This is a genomic window from Prochlorococcus sp. MIT 1304, from assembly GCF_047305015.1.
GTDB lineage: Bacteria > Cyanobacteriota > Cyanobacteriia > PCC-6307 > Cyanobiaceae > Prochlorococcus_A > Prochlorococcus_A marinus_E.
In genome coordinates, this window is sequence record NZ_CP138974.1 from 863048 (window position 1) to 878352 (window position 15305).

A 15305-nucleotide genomic window follows, 5' to 3' on the forward strand; every position below is an offset into this window, starting at 1 on the left:
TTCATGAAAATGCTAACTATATATTTCTCTCAACATTTTTAGTGAAGATAGCTCCTTCTCTAATTGAGTAGAGATCCATGTCTCAATAATAAATAATATTTTAAGCCAGACTTTTTTGGGACCCAACAACTCTCCATTAGATTTTATTGGTAATTCTGGGAACAGAAGTCTCTGTAATAGAGCAACTTCAGATGCATTTATTTTAAGATTACTTTGGGGATCTTCTATGAATGAAAACCCTTCACTTGGTAAAAAATAACAACTCCATTCCCAATTTCCTATAGGTGGAATAATAGGTTCTCCAGTTTTACAACAATGATGAATTGGTAAATTAATACCCCCGATGGCTAATAGATGGATTAAAGATTGAATACTCATTGAGAGCATTTTAATATCTTCTTCTTGAGACTCTTTAAATAAATAAATCCTATCAAGATGTGCAAGAACACAAGATAAATAGTCTTGTTGCTTGTCATTATTACCTACTAATAGAAATGTTAATTCAGTTATTGCTTGTGCGGCTGCAAGACATTCAATATTTTTCCCTAGACCAGAATAGCTTTTTAATATTTTAATTTGACGTACAGATTTAAGATTTCTTTTCCCAAAAATCTGCAGACCTAAATATGTTAAAGGAGTAGCTGCGGCTAGACTACTTTTAGGACGCCTAGCACCAGGTACAGCTAATCTAACAATCCCTTGCTCATCAGTAAGGATAGTTATTAATCTATCATTCTCGCCTAATGGAGAAGCTTTAATACAGAGACCTTTTAGTCTGCACTCACCAGAACCAGACATTTAAATAATTTTTACTTCTTCAAAAATTTCAGAAAAATTGGAAGTTCCCACGCAACTAATTCCATTATCAAACAAATCAATTACTTGCGTCAGTTTTTTTATGCCACCTACAACTTTGATTTGATTTTGAGAGCCTGTTATTTTTAGTATTTCGCGGACATCATTGGATGTAAGAGGAGATCCAAACCCGTCCCCGAATTGAAAATTTTTTATTCCTAATTCCAAACATATTTCTATCGCATTAATAAAAACTTCTTCTTGTAGTTTTGATTTATTTATGATTATTGAAACTGGTAATCCGGATAATTTAACTTGCTCAATTTCAGCAGCGAAAGTTTCTAAATTTTTTTTGGATAAATTGATAAAGTTTGGGATATATTCAATCCCTTTTGCACCCTTATCTTTTGCAAAACAAACTAATTCTTCAATAAATGAAACTGGTAAATCTGCTAAAGGGTAAGAAATAAGTGCGTTTATATCCGCACTGTAATTGTCCAAACAGTTTTTAAGATCAGTTAAATAATTTAGTGAAGTAGAAATATTTTTGATATTGTATTTTCTTATTAAATCGCAATTCACAGAGAAATCTTCCCATGATAAATAAGGGTTAATAATAATCGCATGAATTTTCTTGTTTAATTCATATTCAATATTGGGCATTTAAAACTTATTTAGATTGAATCAGTCCATAACCTCCATGATTCCTTTTATATATAACTTGAAGTTCATTATTTTTCTTGTTTCGAAAAACATAAAAATCATGATCAATTAGATCTAATTGTTTTCTTGCTTCGTCTGATGAAATTGGGGTCATTTCAAAGTATTTATTTTTTATAGATGGTTCAGGCAGACTTGCTTCAGTTCCTTCTTTAAAAAAAGCTTTATCTAAAAAATTTGATTCCATACTTTCAATTGGTAAAGAATCTTTATTTTTAAATTGTTTATTATGAATTGTTTTATTGTTTCTTTCTTTGTATTTGCGTAATTTTCTACAAAGTTTATTTGAAACTAAATCAATGCTTGAGTATAGATTTTCAGTTTTTTCTTCAGCTCTAATTACGGTACCATTTGCAAAAATAGTAACTTCCGCAGTTTGGAACGAGACTCTTGGATTCTTTTCAATTGAAAGGTGTATGTCAGCTTCTTTAACGATATCCTTATAGTGATGTGTTGCTTTTTCTATCTTTGCCTCAGTATATTCTTTTAATGCTCCAGTGAGCTCAAGATTCTTTCCATGGATTAAAATTTTCATAACAAATCTAAAAATATTTACTTACTTTCTAAATCTACTTAAATATGGATAATAGAACAGCAATAATTAAACAACCTGATAATATTTCTTCTTTTCATGATGTTTATAAATTACAAAAAGAATATCAGGAGGCATTGATTTTAGATAATTCTAACCCTGATTTTATTTGGATAGGGGAGCATCAACTTTGTTATACATTGGGGAGAGGATCTAATTACGATAATTTACTATTTTCTCTAAATGATGCTAAATATGATGTTTTTAAGATTGATAGAGGCGGTGAGGTAACTTGTCATATGCCAGGACAATTAGTAACGTATTTGGTTTTAGATTTGAAAAATTTTAATAAAGATTTAAATTGGTACTTAAGAAAAATTGAAGAAATTATTATAAAAATCCTTGGAGCTTTTAATATAGATTGTCACTCTAGAAAAGGGTTTACTGGTGTTTGGATAGGAAATAAGAAAATCGCATCAATTGGAATTGGGTGTAAAAAATGGATTACGATAAATGGATTTTCAATCAATATTGACTGCGAATTAGAAAACTTTAATAAGATTGTTCCTTGCGGAATAGAAAATTGTCTTATGGCAAATATGATTGATTACAACAAAAATTTAAATATTCAAGAAGTCAAGAGAATTGTTAAAAAAACCATCGAGGAAGAATTTAATTTTGATTTTATATCAAAATAGAAATTAAAATTTCAAAATCAATTTAATATGGGTGATTTAGCGTATTGGCCTGCAGCCAAACCACTTTCCAAAAAAAATACATTTGCCAAAAATAGAGATTTTATTAAGAACCTTGATCATATAGATCAAATTTGGGAAAAATTAAAATTTAAATGTGCTGATACTTTAGCTGTTTGCGATTTAAGAGGGAAATACAAAGAAAAATTTTCTTATTCTGAGCTGGCTGATTTAATAACAAAAGTCTCTTTTTCTTTCGAAAATTATGGTTTAAAAAAGGGGGATGTAGTTACTGTAATATCTGAAAATTCTCCAAGATGGCTAGCAGTAGATCAAGGCTTAATGCGTTTAGGAGCTATAAATGCAGTGCGAGGTATTAATTCTCCTTCAGTAGAATTAGACTATATTATTGGGCACTCTAATTCAGTCGGACTAATAGTTCAATCTAAGGAAATTTGGCTAAAGTTAAACAACAAAGAAGAATTAAAAAAAAGACTGAAATTTATAATCAATTTAGAAGATGAACAATTTGAAAGTTTAATAAGTTGGAGTACATTCATAAGTTCAGTAGAAAAAGAAAATTCACAAAATAATAATCTTGAAAAATTTAATCCAGAAATTGATGACGTCGCTACCATTCTTTACACTTCTGGGACGACTGGAAAACCTAAAGGTGTGCCTTTAACTCATGCAAATTTTTTACATCAAATAATCAATTTAGCCTATATCGCTGATCCAGAACCAGGGACCTCTGTATTAAGCGTTTTGCCTATCTGGCATTCTTATGAGAGAAGTGCTGAATACTTCTTTTTTTCATGCGGTTGTACTCAATACTATACAATTCCAAAATTTCTTAAAGATGATATTACACAAATAAAACCCGTTGTCATGGCTACTGTACCGAGACTATGGGAAGCAATACATGATGGTTTTTTTCAGGCTTTGAAAAAAATGCCTTCCAAAAAGCAAAAACTTATTAAGTTTTTGATAAGTAATAGTTCGGTTTTTAAAAGAAGTCTTAGAAAGATAAGAAATATAGATATAAATCAAATAACTTTTAAATCAAAAATCCCCTTACTGGGTTCTGTTATTAGCCGATACCCTTTACATAAATTGTCTACTATTTTTTTATGGCCGAATATTCTTAGACAACTATGCGGAGAAAAACTGAAATTTCCTATTAATGGTGGAGGTGCATTGCCAGAACATGTAGATCTTTTTTTTGAATCTTTAGGTGTAGATGTTTTGGTGGGATATGGACTCACAGAAACTAGTCCAGTTTTAACTTGCAGGAGAAGAGAATTAAATGTTAGAGGATCATCTGGGCAGCCTCTTTCATTTACTGAAATCAAAATAGTGAATGATGATAAAAAAAAGATTCTGAAGTTCAGAGAAGTCGGGAAAATTCTTGTTAGGGGGCCGCAAGTAATGAGAGGTTATCTTAATAATGAAATAGCTACAAATGATGTTTTATCCAAGGATGGTTGGTTTGATACTGGTGATTTAGGTTTTCTAATACCAAATGGTTCTCTCTTTATAACCGGAAGAGCCAAGGATACAATAGTGCTATCAAGTGGTGAAAATATAGAACCGAATCCCCTAGAGACTGAAATTCTTAGTTCAGAATTTATTAATCAGATTCAATTAGTAGGACAAGATAAGAAATGTTTAACAGCTCTCGTAGTTCCTAATGTTGAATTGGTTAAAAGCAAGTTTTTGGAAGAAGACCTTTCAAAATTAAACCTGAATAAGAAAATTGGTACATTTTTCAAATCACAAATTAATAATTTGCTTAAAAGTCGTTTAGGAGCAAGATCAGAAGAACAAATATTAGATTGTTATTTTGTTGATGCCTTTACTCTAGAAAATGGGTTATTAACACAAACTCTTAAACAAAAAAGAAAAGAAATAGAAAAAAAGTATTCATTACAAATAGAAAATATGTATGAAAACAAATTTAGTAAGAAAATTTGATTTGTTCTATCTATATTGAAAAGGTAATTTAATTTTTTATGGAAACAAAAAACTCAATATCTATAAAGCGCTCAATAGCTATTAAAGCTGTAGTTACACCAACTTGGAAGGAAGATGCTGAAAAAGAATTAAGTAAAGCAATTTCAAACATTGATCAGCAATTATCGCAACTGGAGCAAGAGGGGCAGCAAATAGTAAATAATATTAGAACCCAATCGGTTAATCCCCTAGATCCAAGAGTTCAAGAACAGGTTAGTCAGGTGCAACAACAAGTCGCAGCAAAACGAAATGAAATTGAAGAACAAAAAAGAAATCTTCTTCAACAACAGAGTCAAGTTCGCGAATTAAAAATGGACGAAATTGTTGATCAAGGGCAAGTGGATAGTTTCTGTGATGTCACTGTGGGAGACAATCTTATTGAAAAAATGCAAGTATCGATTACGGTTAAGGATGGAGTTATTCAATCTATAGATAATAATTAAAGAGAAGATTTAGTATTTTTGATAAATATAAGTAAATCTTAATTTCGAAAAGTTTTAAATTCTAATCGACCTAAATTATTACTTTCTTAAGTTTTAAGAGTTCCCACTGTGAACATGATTTCGTATAATTAAAACAAGAGTTTAAAGGGTTCTTAACCATAAAAACTTTAGGAAGTTTGGTAGAAATCCCTTGAAACTTATGCAATAACAATTTTCTTATGTCTCACGAAATATTCATGCCTGCCTTGAGTTCTACTATGACGGAGGGCAAGATTGTGGAATGGTTGAAAAATCCAGGAGATAAAGTTGAAAGAGGTGAATCTGTCTTGGTTGTTGAATCTGACAAGGCAGATATGGATGTTGAATCTTTTCAAGATGGATATCTTGCGGCTGTTTTAATGCCTGCTGGCAGCACTGCACCAGTGGGAGAGACTATTGGCCTTATCGTAGAAAATGAGGATGAGATAGCTTCTGTTCAAGAACAAAATAAAGGAAATCAACCCGAAGTTTCTAGTTCGGATCAACTTGAATTGGTAAGCAATAAAACTGAAGAAAAACCTGTAGTTCAAAGTGAAATTGTTGAAAAACAAGAAAAAGAAGTCGTATTAATGAATGAAAAGGCAGCATCATCTTTTAACAGTGATCAAATAAATGCTGCTACGAGTAATGTTTCTTCGAGGGTGATTGCATCTCCAAGAGCTAAAAAACTTGCCTCTCAAATGGGTGTTGATTTAGCAAAGGTTCATGGATCCGGACCTCACGGAAGGATTCAAGCCGATGATATTTTAAAAGCTAATGGCCAACCAGTCTCTATACCATGGATAGGTGAAGGTGGTTCTCCTGCAAGTATACCTGGTGCAAATTTGGGAGTTGAAAGTAAACCAGAAACTTCAGGAAATAGTTTTGGTAATCCCGGAGAAATAGTTCAATTTAATACTCTTCAAAAAGCGGTAAATAAAAATATGGAATCTAGTTTAGATGTGCCATGTTTTAGGGTGGGTTATTCCATTAACACAGATAAATTAGATAATTTCTACAAAAAAGTAAAACAGAACGGAGTTACTATGACTGCTTTACTAGTAAAGGCAGTTGCAAAGACACTAAAGAAACATCCTCAAGTTAACTCAAGTTTTTCAGAGAATGGAATTTCTTATCCAGAAAATATAAATATTGCTGTTGCTGTTGCGATGGAAGATGGTGGACTAATAACTCCAGTTTTAAAAGAACCATGCAATACTGATTTATTTGAATTGTCTAGGGAATGGAAAGATCTCGTAAAAAGATCAAGATCAAAACAATTAGAACCTGATGAGTACTCTACGGGAACCTTCACTTTATCTAACCTTGGGATGTTTGGAGTTGATAGATTTGACGCAATTCTTCCTCCAGGTACCGGTGCAATTTTAGCCATAGCTTCATCGAAACCAACCGTTGTTGCTAATAGTGATGGTTCAATATCTGTTAAAAAAATAATGCAAGTAAATCTAACAGCTGATCATAGAGTGATCTATGGAGCTGATGGAGCTTCATTCTTAAAAGACTTGGCTTCCCTAATTGAAGATGAGCCAGAGACTCTTGTCTCCTAAATTTAATTGATTTCTCAAATTAATAATGAAGAAAGAGATTATAAGCTTGAAGCTTATGATTATTTACTTGATCCTTCATTAATTGCTAGTAAACCTTCTGCAATTAGGCATGAATCAAGATTGATGATAGTTAGAAATAGTTTTTTAGAAGAAGACTGTTTAACTAATAAATTTACCAAGAATCTTTTAGATGAATTTAGAGAAGGGGATCTTGTAATTGTAAATAATACTAAAGTTATGAAAGCTAGGTTAAAGGTTGAATTAGAAAATAAGACATTAGTCGAATTATTAGTTTTAGAAAGATCCCATGAATGTATTTGGTTATGTCTGGCAAAGCCAGCAAAAAAGTTAAAAATAAATAGAAAATTAAAATTAAAATCTCCATTAGCACAAGATATTAATTTGATTGTTGATGGAGTTGATGAAGAAACTGGAGGGAGATTTATTAAATTTCCGGAAAATATAACTTGTCTCAATTCAATGAATGAACTTCTTGATAAATACGGAGAAATCCCTCTTCCTCCTTATATAAAAAATTCCGAAGAAGAATCTTTTCATGAGAAAAGTTATCAAACTGAGTATGCAACAAATCCGGGGGCAGTTGCTGCACCAACAGCTGGTTTACACTTAAGCAAAAGTCTTATTTCCAATCTAAAAAAAAAGGCGTAATAATTTTACCGATAACTTTGCACGTGGGTTATGGAACATTCAAACCAATTGATCAAGAAGATTTAAGTAACTTAAAACTTCACAAAGAATGGGTAAGTGTTAATAAGGAAGTAGTGGAGGAAATAAAAAGAATAAAGAAAACAGATAGAAAAATAATTGCTATTGGTACAACTAGCGTAAGAGCTCTTGAAAGTTGTTATTCTCACGAAATTAATGACTTTATTCCCATAGCTAAATACGTAGATTTAGTAATTAAGCCAGGTTATGAATTTAAGGTAGTTGATGGATTATTAACTAATTTTCATCTCCCTAAAAGTTCATTATTACTTTTAGTAAGTGCAATGATTGGTAGAGAAAGATTATTAGATCTGTATAAAAAAGCCATAAAAGAAAAATTTAGATTCTTCTCTTATGGCGATGCGATGTATATTTCACCAGATTCACTACTGGAGAAAAAATAGATTTAGGCTTTGACTGGTTCTTGAATGATTCCGCTTGGAACTTCAGTAAACATAATTGATGATAAATACCTCTCTGCTAAATCAGGTAGAACAACTACAATTGTCTTCCCCGCATATTCATCTTGTTCAGCTAATCTAACAGCGGCAGCAGCGGCAGCCCCACAAGATATTCCTACTAATAGACCCTCCTCTTTAGCTAACCTAAGAGCCATCTCAATTGATTCGTCATTTGTTACTTGTTCGACCTTATCAACAATTGATAAGTCAAGGTTCTTAGGAATAAATCCTGCTCCAATTCCTTGGATTTTATGTGGTCCGGATTTAACCTCTTCTCCATTCATTGTCTGTGTAATAACAGGACTGTGTGATGGTTCTACTGCTACAGAAGTAATATTCTTACCCTTCTCTTGCTTAATGTATCTTGAAACTCCTGTAATTGTGCCGCCAGTTCCAACCCCTGCAACTAGGACATCAATTTCACCATCGCAATCATCCCAGATTTCTGGCCCAGTAGTTTTGAAATGAATTTCAGGGTTTGCTGGATTATCAAATTGACCTGGCATGAAATATTGAGAAGGATTACTTTCTGCAATTTCTTTAGCCTTAGCTATTGCTCCAGGCATACCTTTAGATGCCTCTGTTAAAACAATTTCAGCACCCAACACTGCCATAACCCTTCTTCTTTCAATTGACATGGATTCTGGCATTGTAAGGATTAGTTTATAACCTCTTGCTGAAGCAGTAAAAGCTAGAGCTATGCCTGTATTTCCAGAAGTTGGCTCAACAATAGTTTTGTCTTTTGTAAGTTTCCCACTTTTCTCGGCATCCCAGATCATGTTTGCGCCGATCCTACATTTGACACTATAAGCGGGGTTTCTACCTTCAATTTTTGCAAGTACTGTAGCTTTCGCGTTTTTAGTAACTGATTTTAATTTTACTAATGGAGTGTTTCCAATAGCAAAACTGTTGTCCTCATAAATTTTTGCCATTTATATATTGAGAAAATATATTTTAATACTAACTATTATTCAGAAAAAGAGTATATAAGTTTCTATACGGTAAATACTAGGAATTTAGAAATTATTTAGTGCTTCAGAAAAGGTTTTCCATAATTGATCTTGGTCTTCTAATCCAACTGATACTCTAATAAGGTGCGAGGGTATACCAAAACTTTCAGCCCAATCCAACTCGTCATAATGAGCTAGTAAAACATAAGGACAAACTAGAGTAAATTTTGTACCTAAACTAGGTCCTTTAGATACTTTTAGAGAATCATAAAAATTTTTAGCTTTGTTCAATCCTCCATTTAATTCAAACGATAATAAGCAGCCGTATCCCCCATTAGAAGTAAGTAAAGAATTAAAATTTGGACAATTTTCAGGATGGAAAATATTTTTAATCTCGCTATGATTCTCTAATCTTTTTTTTAATTCTAAACATGCTTTATTTTGTTCAAAAACTCTTTGATTTACATCTCTACTAACTTTCTCTAGATAAACTATATCTCCATCGGAAAGTATTGGAATATTAATCTCGTTTAATGCATTTCTAAACTGATCAATCCATTTGCTTTTTGGATTTAGTATTAATGATCCGGCAAGAATATCACCACTACCTGAAAAAATTTTTGTAAGTGAAGTAAAAACTATATCTGCATGTTCTGTGGAATTTATATTTAAATTCGAACCAATTGTATCGTCAACAATTAAAGGAATATTTAGCTTTTTTGCAATTTTTGAAATTTTTTTAATGTTTACACATTTGAGCATTGGATTACTTGGAAGTTCAATAATTAATGCTGATGGATTTATTCTTTTGATTTCTAATTCAATATCCGCGCAATTTTCTTCTGTAATTAACTTTGCTCCGTGAAAGATTTTCATTGGTAATTTAAGTACATCTACATATGGAAAACCAACTTGGAGTGTTGGTTTAGCTGGAAATAATTTATATATGATTTCTAATGATGTATGCAATGCAGACATTCCAGATGAAGTTAAGTGAATATCATTAGAGTCAATTTTTGTAGATTTAGAAATTCTATTTTTTATTATTTGAGAACATTCATTTACGTAAGATTTTGGAGGGCAATCTTCAAGACCTAGTTCTATAGCGGCAGCTCTTGAAGATAGACCAAGACCAGTATGTTGCCAAAAATATTTTGCATAAATACTTCCTTCTTTTTCAGTTATTAAGAAAGCTAAATTATTTCTTTTTTCTATTAACGAGAATTGTTCAGAAGTATTTCTATCAATGTATTTTTTAGCTTTAAAAGCTATTCTTTCATTCGGATATGGCCAGATACTTTTATTGTTGTAGTAATTTTGTTTTTTTACCTTTTCGCATAATCTTTTCACTATGGGGTTTAGCCCGAATCGTGGGTAAATGGACTTCAATAAATTTATGCATTCTTGATCTTTTTCCTCGTAATTTATTACATCATTCCAAGTTGGTAATGCTACAGAAACAGCATGAATACTATCAGGAATTGCATATCCCAACTCTAAATTTTTCCATATAGGTTTTTTAAGTAAATCTCTCAATTTTCAGAATTTATTTAAAGCAAATAAAATGTCCGAGATTAAATCGTCTGTATCTTCACATCCAATTGATAATCTGATAAGAGCATCATCTATCCCTAGTAGATTTTTTGTTTTGTCATCAACAGAAGCATGAGTCATCGTTGCAGGGTGACAAATTAAACTTTCAACTCCTCCAAGGCTTTCTGCTAGAGAGAAATATTTGAGAGATTTGCAAAATTTAAAAGTATCCTCTTTATTTAAGTTTAATTTTAGGGTGATCATTGAACCTCCAGATTTCATTTGCGATTTTGCTAAATTAAATTGCGGATGTTCTTGATTAAAAGGGTAAATTACTTTACTAATAATTTTATGATTACCTAATTCTTCAGAAATAAATTCTGCACTTTTAGTTTGTTGTTCGATTCTTAAAGGAAGAGTTTTTACTCCTCTCGTAATGAGCCAACTATCAAAAGGAGATGGTTGAAGCCCTAGAGCTTTTTGAGAGAAAAGCATCTTACTATTCCATTCCTCATTATTTGTAAGTACTGCTCCGCCAAGTGCGTCACTATGTCCATTAATGAATTTTGTGGTGCTTACAAGCGATAGTGTTGCACCAAGGTCCAATGGTTTTTGAATAAGAGCTGTAGAAAATGTGTTGTCTACAACTACTGGTATTTCGAGTTTATTCGCTTCATCACAAATCGCCTTAATATCGAGTACCTTCAAAAGTGGATTAGTTGGACTTTCTAGCCATATCAAGTTTGGCTCCAATTTTGAAATCTTTTTGACGTTATTTTCGTTTGTAAAATCTGTGTATAAAACTTCTAGTCCAAATTTCTTGAAAACTTTTTCGAACATCCTCACTGTACAACCATAGAGATTTGACTCGCAGAGTACCTTGTCACCTGATTTCAGTGTTGATGAAATTGCAGTTACCGCGCTAATTCCAGATCCAAAAACTGTACAGTATTTAGATTCTTCTATTAATTTAAGGATGTTTTCTAGAATTCTAAAGTTTGGATTGCCTGATCTTGTGTAGTCGAAATTATCTTTATTTCCATGTTTGAAAGTAGATGTAGAAAAAATAGGAGGCATAACGCATCCAGTTTCTTCTGCAAATGTTTTCCCATGGTGAATAGATAAGGTCTTAACACCTGGCTTTTCTATATTATTTTCCTTATTTCCCATTATTTTTAAAAATAAGAATTAAATTAAATCTCTCTTTTTTTTTAAAGAGAGATTTAATAATCCAAAGAAAAGTAGTATTAAACTTTTCTTGAATAATATTCAACAACTAGTAGTTCGTTTATTTCAAGAGCTACCCACTCTCTATCGCATTTCCCATTTATTTTTCCCGTTAATTTAGGCTTGTCTAAATCAAGATGAGGTGGGACATTTGCTAAGCCAGGGAATTCTATATTACCTTCTACAAGTTTTTTGCTTGCTTTGTTTTCTTTAATTCCGATTACATCGCCTGATTTGCATTGATAACCAGCAATATCAAGAACCTTTCCATTAACGGTTACATGGCCATGATTTACTAATTGTCTTGAGCCTGGAATGGTACCTCCAAAACCTAATCTAAAACAAACATTATCAAGTCTGTTTTCTAAAAGTCTTAGTAGGTTAGTACCTGTAGATCCTTCTTGAGCTCTAGCTTTTTTCACATAGCGTACTAGTTGTTTTTCAGAAACTCCATAATTAAACCTAAGTTTCTGCTTTTCTTCTAGACGAATTGCATATTCTGATCGCTTGCGACGGGCTTGGCCGTGCTGACCTGGAGGATTAGACTTCTTTGAAGCTTTCCTGGTGAGACCTGGTAGTTCTCCCAAGCGACGCGTAACCCTTAATCTGGGGCCGCGGTATCTTGACATAATTTTAAATTAAATAGAAAATTGCAATAAATTGGATAATTGATTAAATTCAATTAAACTAATTACTACTGGAATTATTATTTTACATCATTAAAGTGTTCAAAACTATTAATAAATCAATTACTTCTATACTTCTTTTATTGATTTCGTTTTATCAAAAGTGGTTTTCTCCTTTTTTTGGACCAAGATGCAGATTTATTCCAAGTTGCAGCTCTTATGGATATGAGGCAATAACTAGACATGGTCCTTGGAAGGGAGGGTGGTTAACTTTAAAAAGATTAAGCAGATGTCATCCTTTAACTCCCTGTGGATGTGACCCTGTGCCTGACTAAATGAATGAAAATATTTATTTTTGTTAGGCAGGGATGTTGCCTTTGTGATTCATTAAAAAACAAACTGGCAAAAATAAATCTTAATGAGTTATTCCCTAATCTAGAGGAGCTTGAAGAAATTGATATTGATAGGGTCGATTTATATAAAGATAAATATAAAAGATATAATTATGAAGTACCTGTTATTGCAGTTGAAAGAATTAGGTCCGAGGAGATCATAGAATTGCCTCGCATTTCTCCAAGATTAAAAGATGATCAATTAAAGAATTGGTTTCAAAAAAATATTAGTAACATTCTGGAGAAATAATTTTTTTATATGAGATCTATAAAATTATTTAAACTTTTAAATTTGGTAGGAATTATTCCTTCGTTAAATCTTATCGATCAAGAAATCAATAATATTTCTTTTAACTCTAAAGAAGTACAAAAAGGAACTTTATTTTTAGGAATGCCTGGTTTAAATGTTGATGGAGGAAAATTTTGCATTGAGGCAATTGAAAATGGCGCGGAGGCTGCCATTATTGGGTCTGCTGCAAAAGAGAAAATTGGATCTTTTGATCGAGAAAGGATTTTGGTTATTGAGGATAATTTAGATTATATTTTTGGTCAAATTGTCGCTGAGTTTTGGAATAGGCCTTCAAGAAAACTTAAACTTATTGGTGTTACTGGTACAAATGGAAAAACGACAATTACTTTCTTATTGGAATATCTTTTAAAAAAATCAGGGAAAAAGACTGCATTATTTGGGACCTTATTTAATAGATGGCCTGGCTTCTCAGAAGTGGCTTCTCATACAACTGATTTCGCCGATAAACTTCAAAAGAAATTAAATGCTGCTGTTGAGGCAGAATCTGAATTCGCGATATTAGAGGTAAGTTCTCATTCTATTGCTCAAAAGAGGATATCAGGTTGCGAATTTGAGGGGGCTATTTTTACTAATTTAACTCAAGATCATCTTGATTATCACTCAGATATGGAATCTTATTTTCAAACAAAAAGAAAATTGTTTTTCCCACCTTATTTAATAGAAAAGGATGGAATTTCTGTATTAAATCACGATGACCCTTGGATATCTAAATTATCATCTGATATTGAAAAAAGATCTTCATTAGTGTCTACAAAGATTACTGAAAGTGAATTTGAAAATGATGATTTTTTTTTCGTAACAGATAAAAAATTTACTGAAAATGGCTCAACCTGCATTTTTCATACACCCAAGGAAAAAATTCAACTTTTTGTTCCACTTGTTGGTGAATTTAATTTAATGAATGCGATTCAAGCAATAACAATTTTGTATAAACTTAATTTTTCTTTAAAAGATCTATCAAAGTTAATACGATCTTTCCCGGGCGCTCCTGGGCGAATGGAGAAAATAGAAATTGATAATGATGACGTTGCAAGATCACTTCCAACAGTAATTGTTGATTATGCCCACACGCCTGATGGATTGAAAAAAGTTTTGCAATCAATTAAAAAACTTTGTAAGGGGAAACTTATTACTGTTTTTGGCTGTGGCGGAGATCGAGATCTTGGTAAAAGGCCTTTAATGGGATCAATAGCTGAAGAGTTTTCTGATCAACTTTTTATAACTTCAGATAATCCAAGATCAGAAGAACCCCAAAAGATAGTAAATGATATTTTGATGGGTATAAAAAAAAGAGAAAAAATAACAATTGAAATTGATAGATTTAAAGCAATAAATGAATCTATTAAATTTGCCAATAAAAAAGATATTGTTTTAATTGCAGGAAAAGGACATGAAGACTACCAAATTCTCAATGATAAAGTTATTAATTTTGATGATAGAAAAATAGCTTATAAATTATTAAAAGAAAAAAATAAATCTCAATAAAATTTCCTAATCAAATAAGAAAGATCTTTACGCAAATCAAAAGAAAAGTTTCTTAGAATTAATGGAGTTATTTTTAAAAAAAATGAAAGGCTTAGCCTTAGTTGTAGGGGCAGGTGGAATTGGAACACAATTAGCTAGAGATCTGAATGAAAGTGAAAAAGATTTAGATGTTGTTTTGTGTGGAAGAAAAAGTGAATTTAATCCTTTTTGGGAATTAGATATAGAGGATTCTCAATCCCTTTTGCAGTTAAAAAATAAAATATCAAATCATCCTTCAAAATTAAGGCTAGTTGTTAATGCTACAGGTAGACTTCATACTGATTCTCTTCAACCAGAAAAAAGATTACAACATCTTGATAAAAAAAATATGATGGAAAGTTTTTCAATAAATGCCTTTTCTCCTATTTTATTAGCGAAAGCGATTGAAGAATTTATACCAAAAGATGTTGAGTTTAATTTTGCAAGTATAAGTGCAAGAGTTGGTAGCATTGGAGATAATCAAACTGGAGGATGGTATTCATATAGAGCTGCAAAATCTGCGCAAAATCAGTTTTTTAAATCTTTAAGTATTGAATGGGCTAGACGTTTCCCAAAGGCTACTATCACATTGCTTCATCCAGGAACAGTAGATACTGATTTGTCTAGACCTTTTCATAAATTTGTTCCAGAACATAAATTATTTAGTAAAGAAAAATCTTCCCAATTCTTGATCAATATTATTAAAAATCAATCACCAGAATCTACAGGCAAATTTATTGCATGGGACAGCTCGGAGATACCTTGGTAAACTAAATTTTTTATCAAAAGATCT

Annotated in this window: 15 protein-coding genes and 1 pseudogene; 9 read left to right on the top strand and 7 right to left on the bottom strand. The window is 31.8% G+C overall.

Annotated features, from left to right (window positions below):
* Positions 1 to 12 precede the first annotated feature (12 nt).
* From recO to hpf, 3 genes are read right to left on the bottom strand one after another with little or no spacing between them, the layout of a single operon-like run.
* The gene (gene recO / locus SIB45_RS04830) at positions 13 to 798 is read right to left on the bottom strand and encodes a DNA repair protein RecO (RefSeq protein WP_011862423.1); all 786 of its coding nucleotides are present in this window, start codon (positions 796 to 798) and stop codon (positions 13 to 15) included.
* Positions 799 to 1458 carry a deoxyribose-phosphate aldolase gene (locus tag SIB45_RS04835; RefSeq protein WP_011862424.1) on the bottom strand — a complete coding sequence of 220 codons (660 nt, stop codon included), beginning with the start codon at positions 1456 to 1458 and terminating at the stop codon, positions 799 to 801.
* 7 nt (positions 1459 to 1465) lie between these two features.
* Positions 1466 to 2050, bottom strand: coding sequence for a ribosome hibernation-promoting factor, HPF/YfiA family (hpf, locus tag SIB45_RS04840; protein ID WP_011862425.1), 585 nt, complete (start codon positions 2048 to 2050; stop codon positions 1466 to 1468).
* Between the two features lie 44 nt (positions 2051 to 2094).
* Between hpf and lipB the strand changes: the two genes are divergently transcribed.
* The 5 genes and pseudogenes from lipB to queA all read left to right on the top strand — a co-directional run bounded on the left by lipB (position 2095) and on the right by queA (position 7914).
* Positions 2095 to 2745, top strand: coding sequence for a lipoyl(octanoyl) transferase LipB (gene lipB / locus SIB45_RS04845; RefSeq protein ID WP_011862426.1), 651 nt, complete (start codon positions 2095 to 2097; stop codon positions 2743 to 2745).
* A gap of 27 nt (positions 2746 to 2772) precedes the next feature.
* Positions 2773 to 4716, top strand: coding sequence for an AMP-binding protein (locus tag SIB45_RS04850; RefSeq protein WP_011862427.1), 1944 nt, complete (start codon positions 2773 to 2775; stop codon positions 4714 to 4716).
* 38 nt (positions 4717 to 4754) lie between these two features.
* The gene (locus SIB45_RS04855; protein ID WP_011862428.1) at positions 4755 to 5198 is read left to right on the top strand and encodes a YlqD family protein; all 444 of its coding nucleotides are present in this window, start codon (positions 4755 to 4757) and stop codon (positions 5196 to 5198) included.
* 218 nt (positions 5199 to 5416) lie between these two features.
* On the top strand, positions 5417 to 6784 hold the full coding sequence (locus SIB45_RS04860) for a dihydrolipoamide acetyltransferase family protein (protein WP_011862429.1): 1368 nt from the start codon (positions 5417 to 5419) through the stop codon (positions 6782 to 6784).
* A gap of 6 nt (positions 6785 to 6790) precedes the next feature.
* Positions 6791 to 7914 (top strand): annotated as a pseudogene (gene queA, locus SIB45_RS04865) (tRNA preQ1(34) S-adenosylmethionine ribosyltransferase-isomerase QueA).
* 2 nt (positions 7915 to 7916) lie between these two features.
* Here queA and cysK read toward each other — a convergent pair.
* The 4 genes from cysK to rpsD all read right to left on the bottom strand — a co-directional run bounded on the left by cysK (position 7917) and on the right by rpsD (position 12310).
* Entirely contained in the window at positions 7917 to 8903 is a 987-nt protein-coding gene (cysK, locus tag SIB45_RS04870) for a cysteine synthase A (protein WP_002805805.1), read from the bottom strand.
* Between the two features lie 84 nt (positions 8904 to 8987).
* Positions 8988 to 10457, bottom strand: a complete 1470-nt coding sequence (locus tag SIB45_RS04875; protein WP_011862431.1) for a PLP-dependent transferase — start codon at positions 10455 to 10457, stop codon at positions 8988 to 8990.
* A 3-nt stretch (positions 10458 to 10460) separates the two neighbouring features.
* Complete coding sequence (locus tag SIB45_RS04880) at positions 10461 to 11624, bottom strand: trans-sulfuration enzyme family protein (RefSeq protein WP_011862432.1); 1164 nt, start codon at positions 11622 to 11624, stop codon at positions 10461 to 10463.
* Positions 11625 to 11701: 77 nt separating this feature from the next.
* Positions 11702 to 12310, bottom strand: a complete 609-nt coding sequence (gene rpsD, locus SIB45_RS04885) for a 30S ribosomal protein S4 (protein WP_011817920.1) — start codon at positions 12308 to 12310, stop codon at positions 11702 to 11704.
* 95 nt (positions 12311 to 12405) lie between these two features.
* On the opposite strand from rpsD, the gene yidD reads away from it, so the two are divergent.
* From yidD to SIB45_RS04905, 4 genes are all read left to right on the top strand, one after another.
* Entirely contained in the window at positions 12406 to 12642 is a 237-nt protein-coding gene (yidD, locus tag SIB45_RS04890) for a membrane protein insertion efficiency factor YidD (RefSeq protein ID WP_011862433.1), read from the top strand.
* A 4-nt stretch (positions 12643 to 12646) separates the two neighbouring features.
* Positions 12647 to 12949, top strand: a complete 303-nt coding sequence (locus SIB45_RS04895) for a glutaredoxin family protein (RefSeq protein ID WP_011862434.1) — start codon at positions 12647 to 12649, stop codon at positions 12947 to 12949.
* A 9-nt stretch (positions 12950 to 12958) separates the two neighbouring features.
* Positions 12959 to 14494 (top strand): UDP-N-acetylmuramoyl-L-alanyl-D-glutamate--2,6-diaminopimelate ligase, encoded by a 1536-nt coding sequence (locus tag SIB45_RS04900; RefSeq protein WP_011862435.1) that lies wholly within the window; start codon positions 12959 to 12961, stop codon positions 14492 to 14494.
* Between the two features lie 82 nt (positions 14495 to 14576).
* Positions 14577 to 15281, top strand: coding sequence for an SDR family NAD(P)-dependent oxidoreductase (locus tag SIB45_RS04905; RefSeq protein WP_011862436.1), 705 nt, complete (start codon positions 14577 to 14579; stop codon positions 15279 to 15281).
* Positions 15282 to 15305 lie beyond the last annotated feature (24 nt).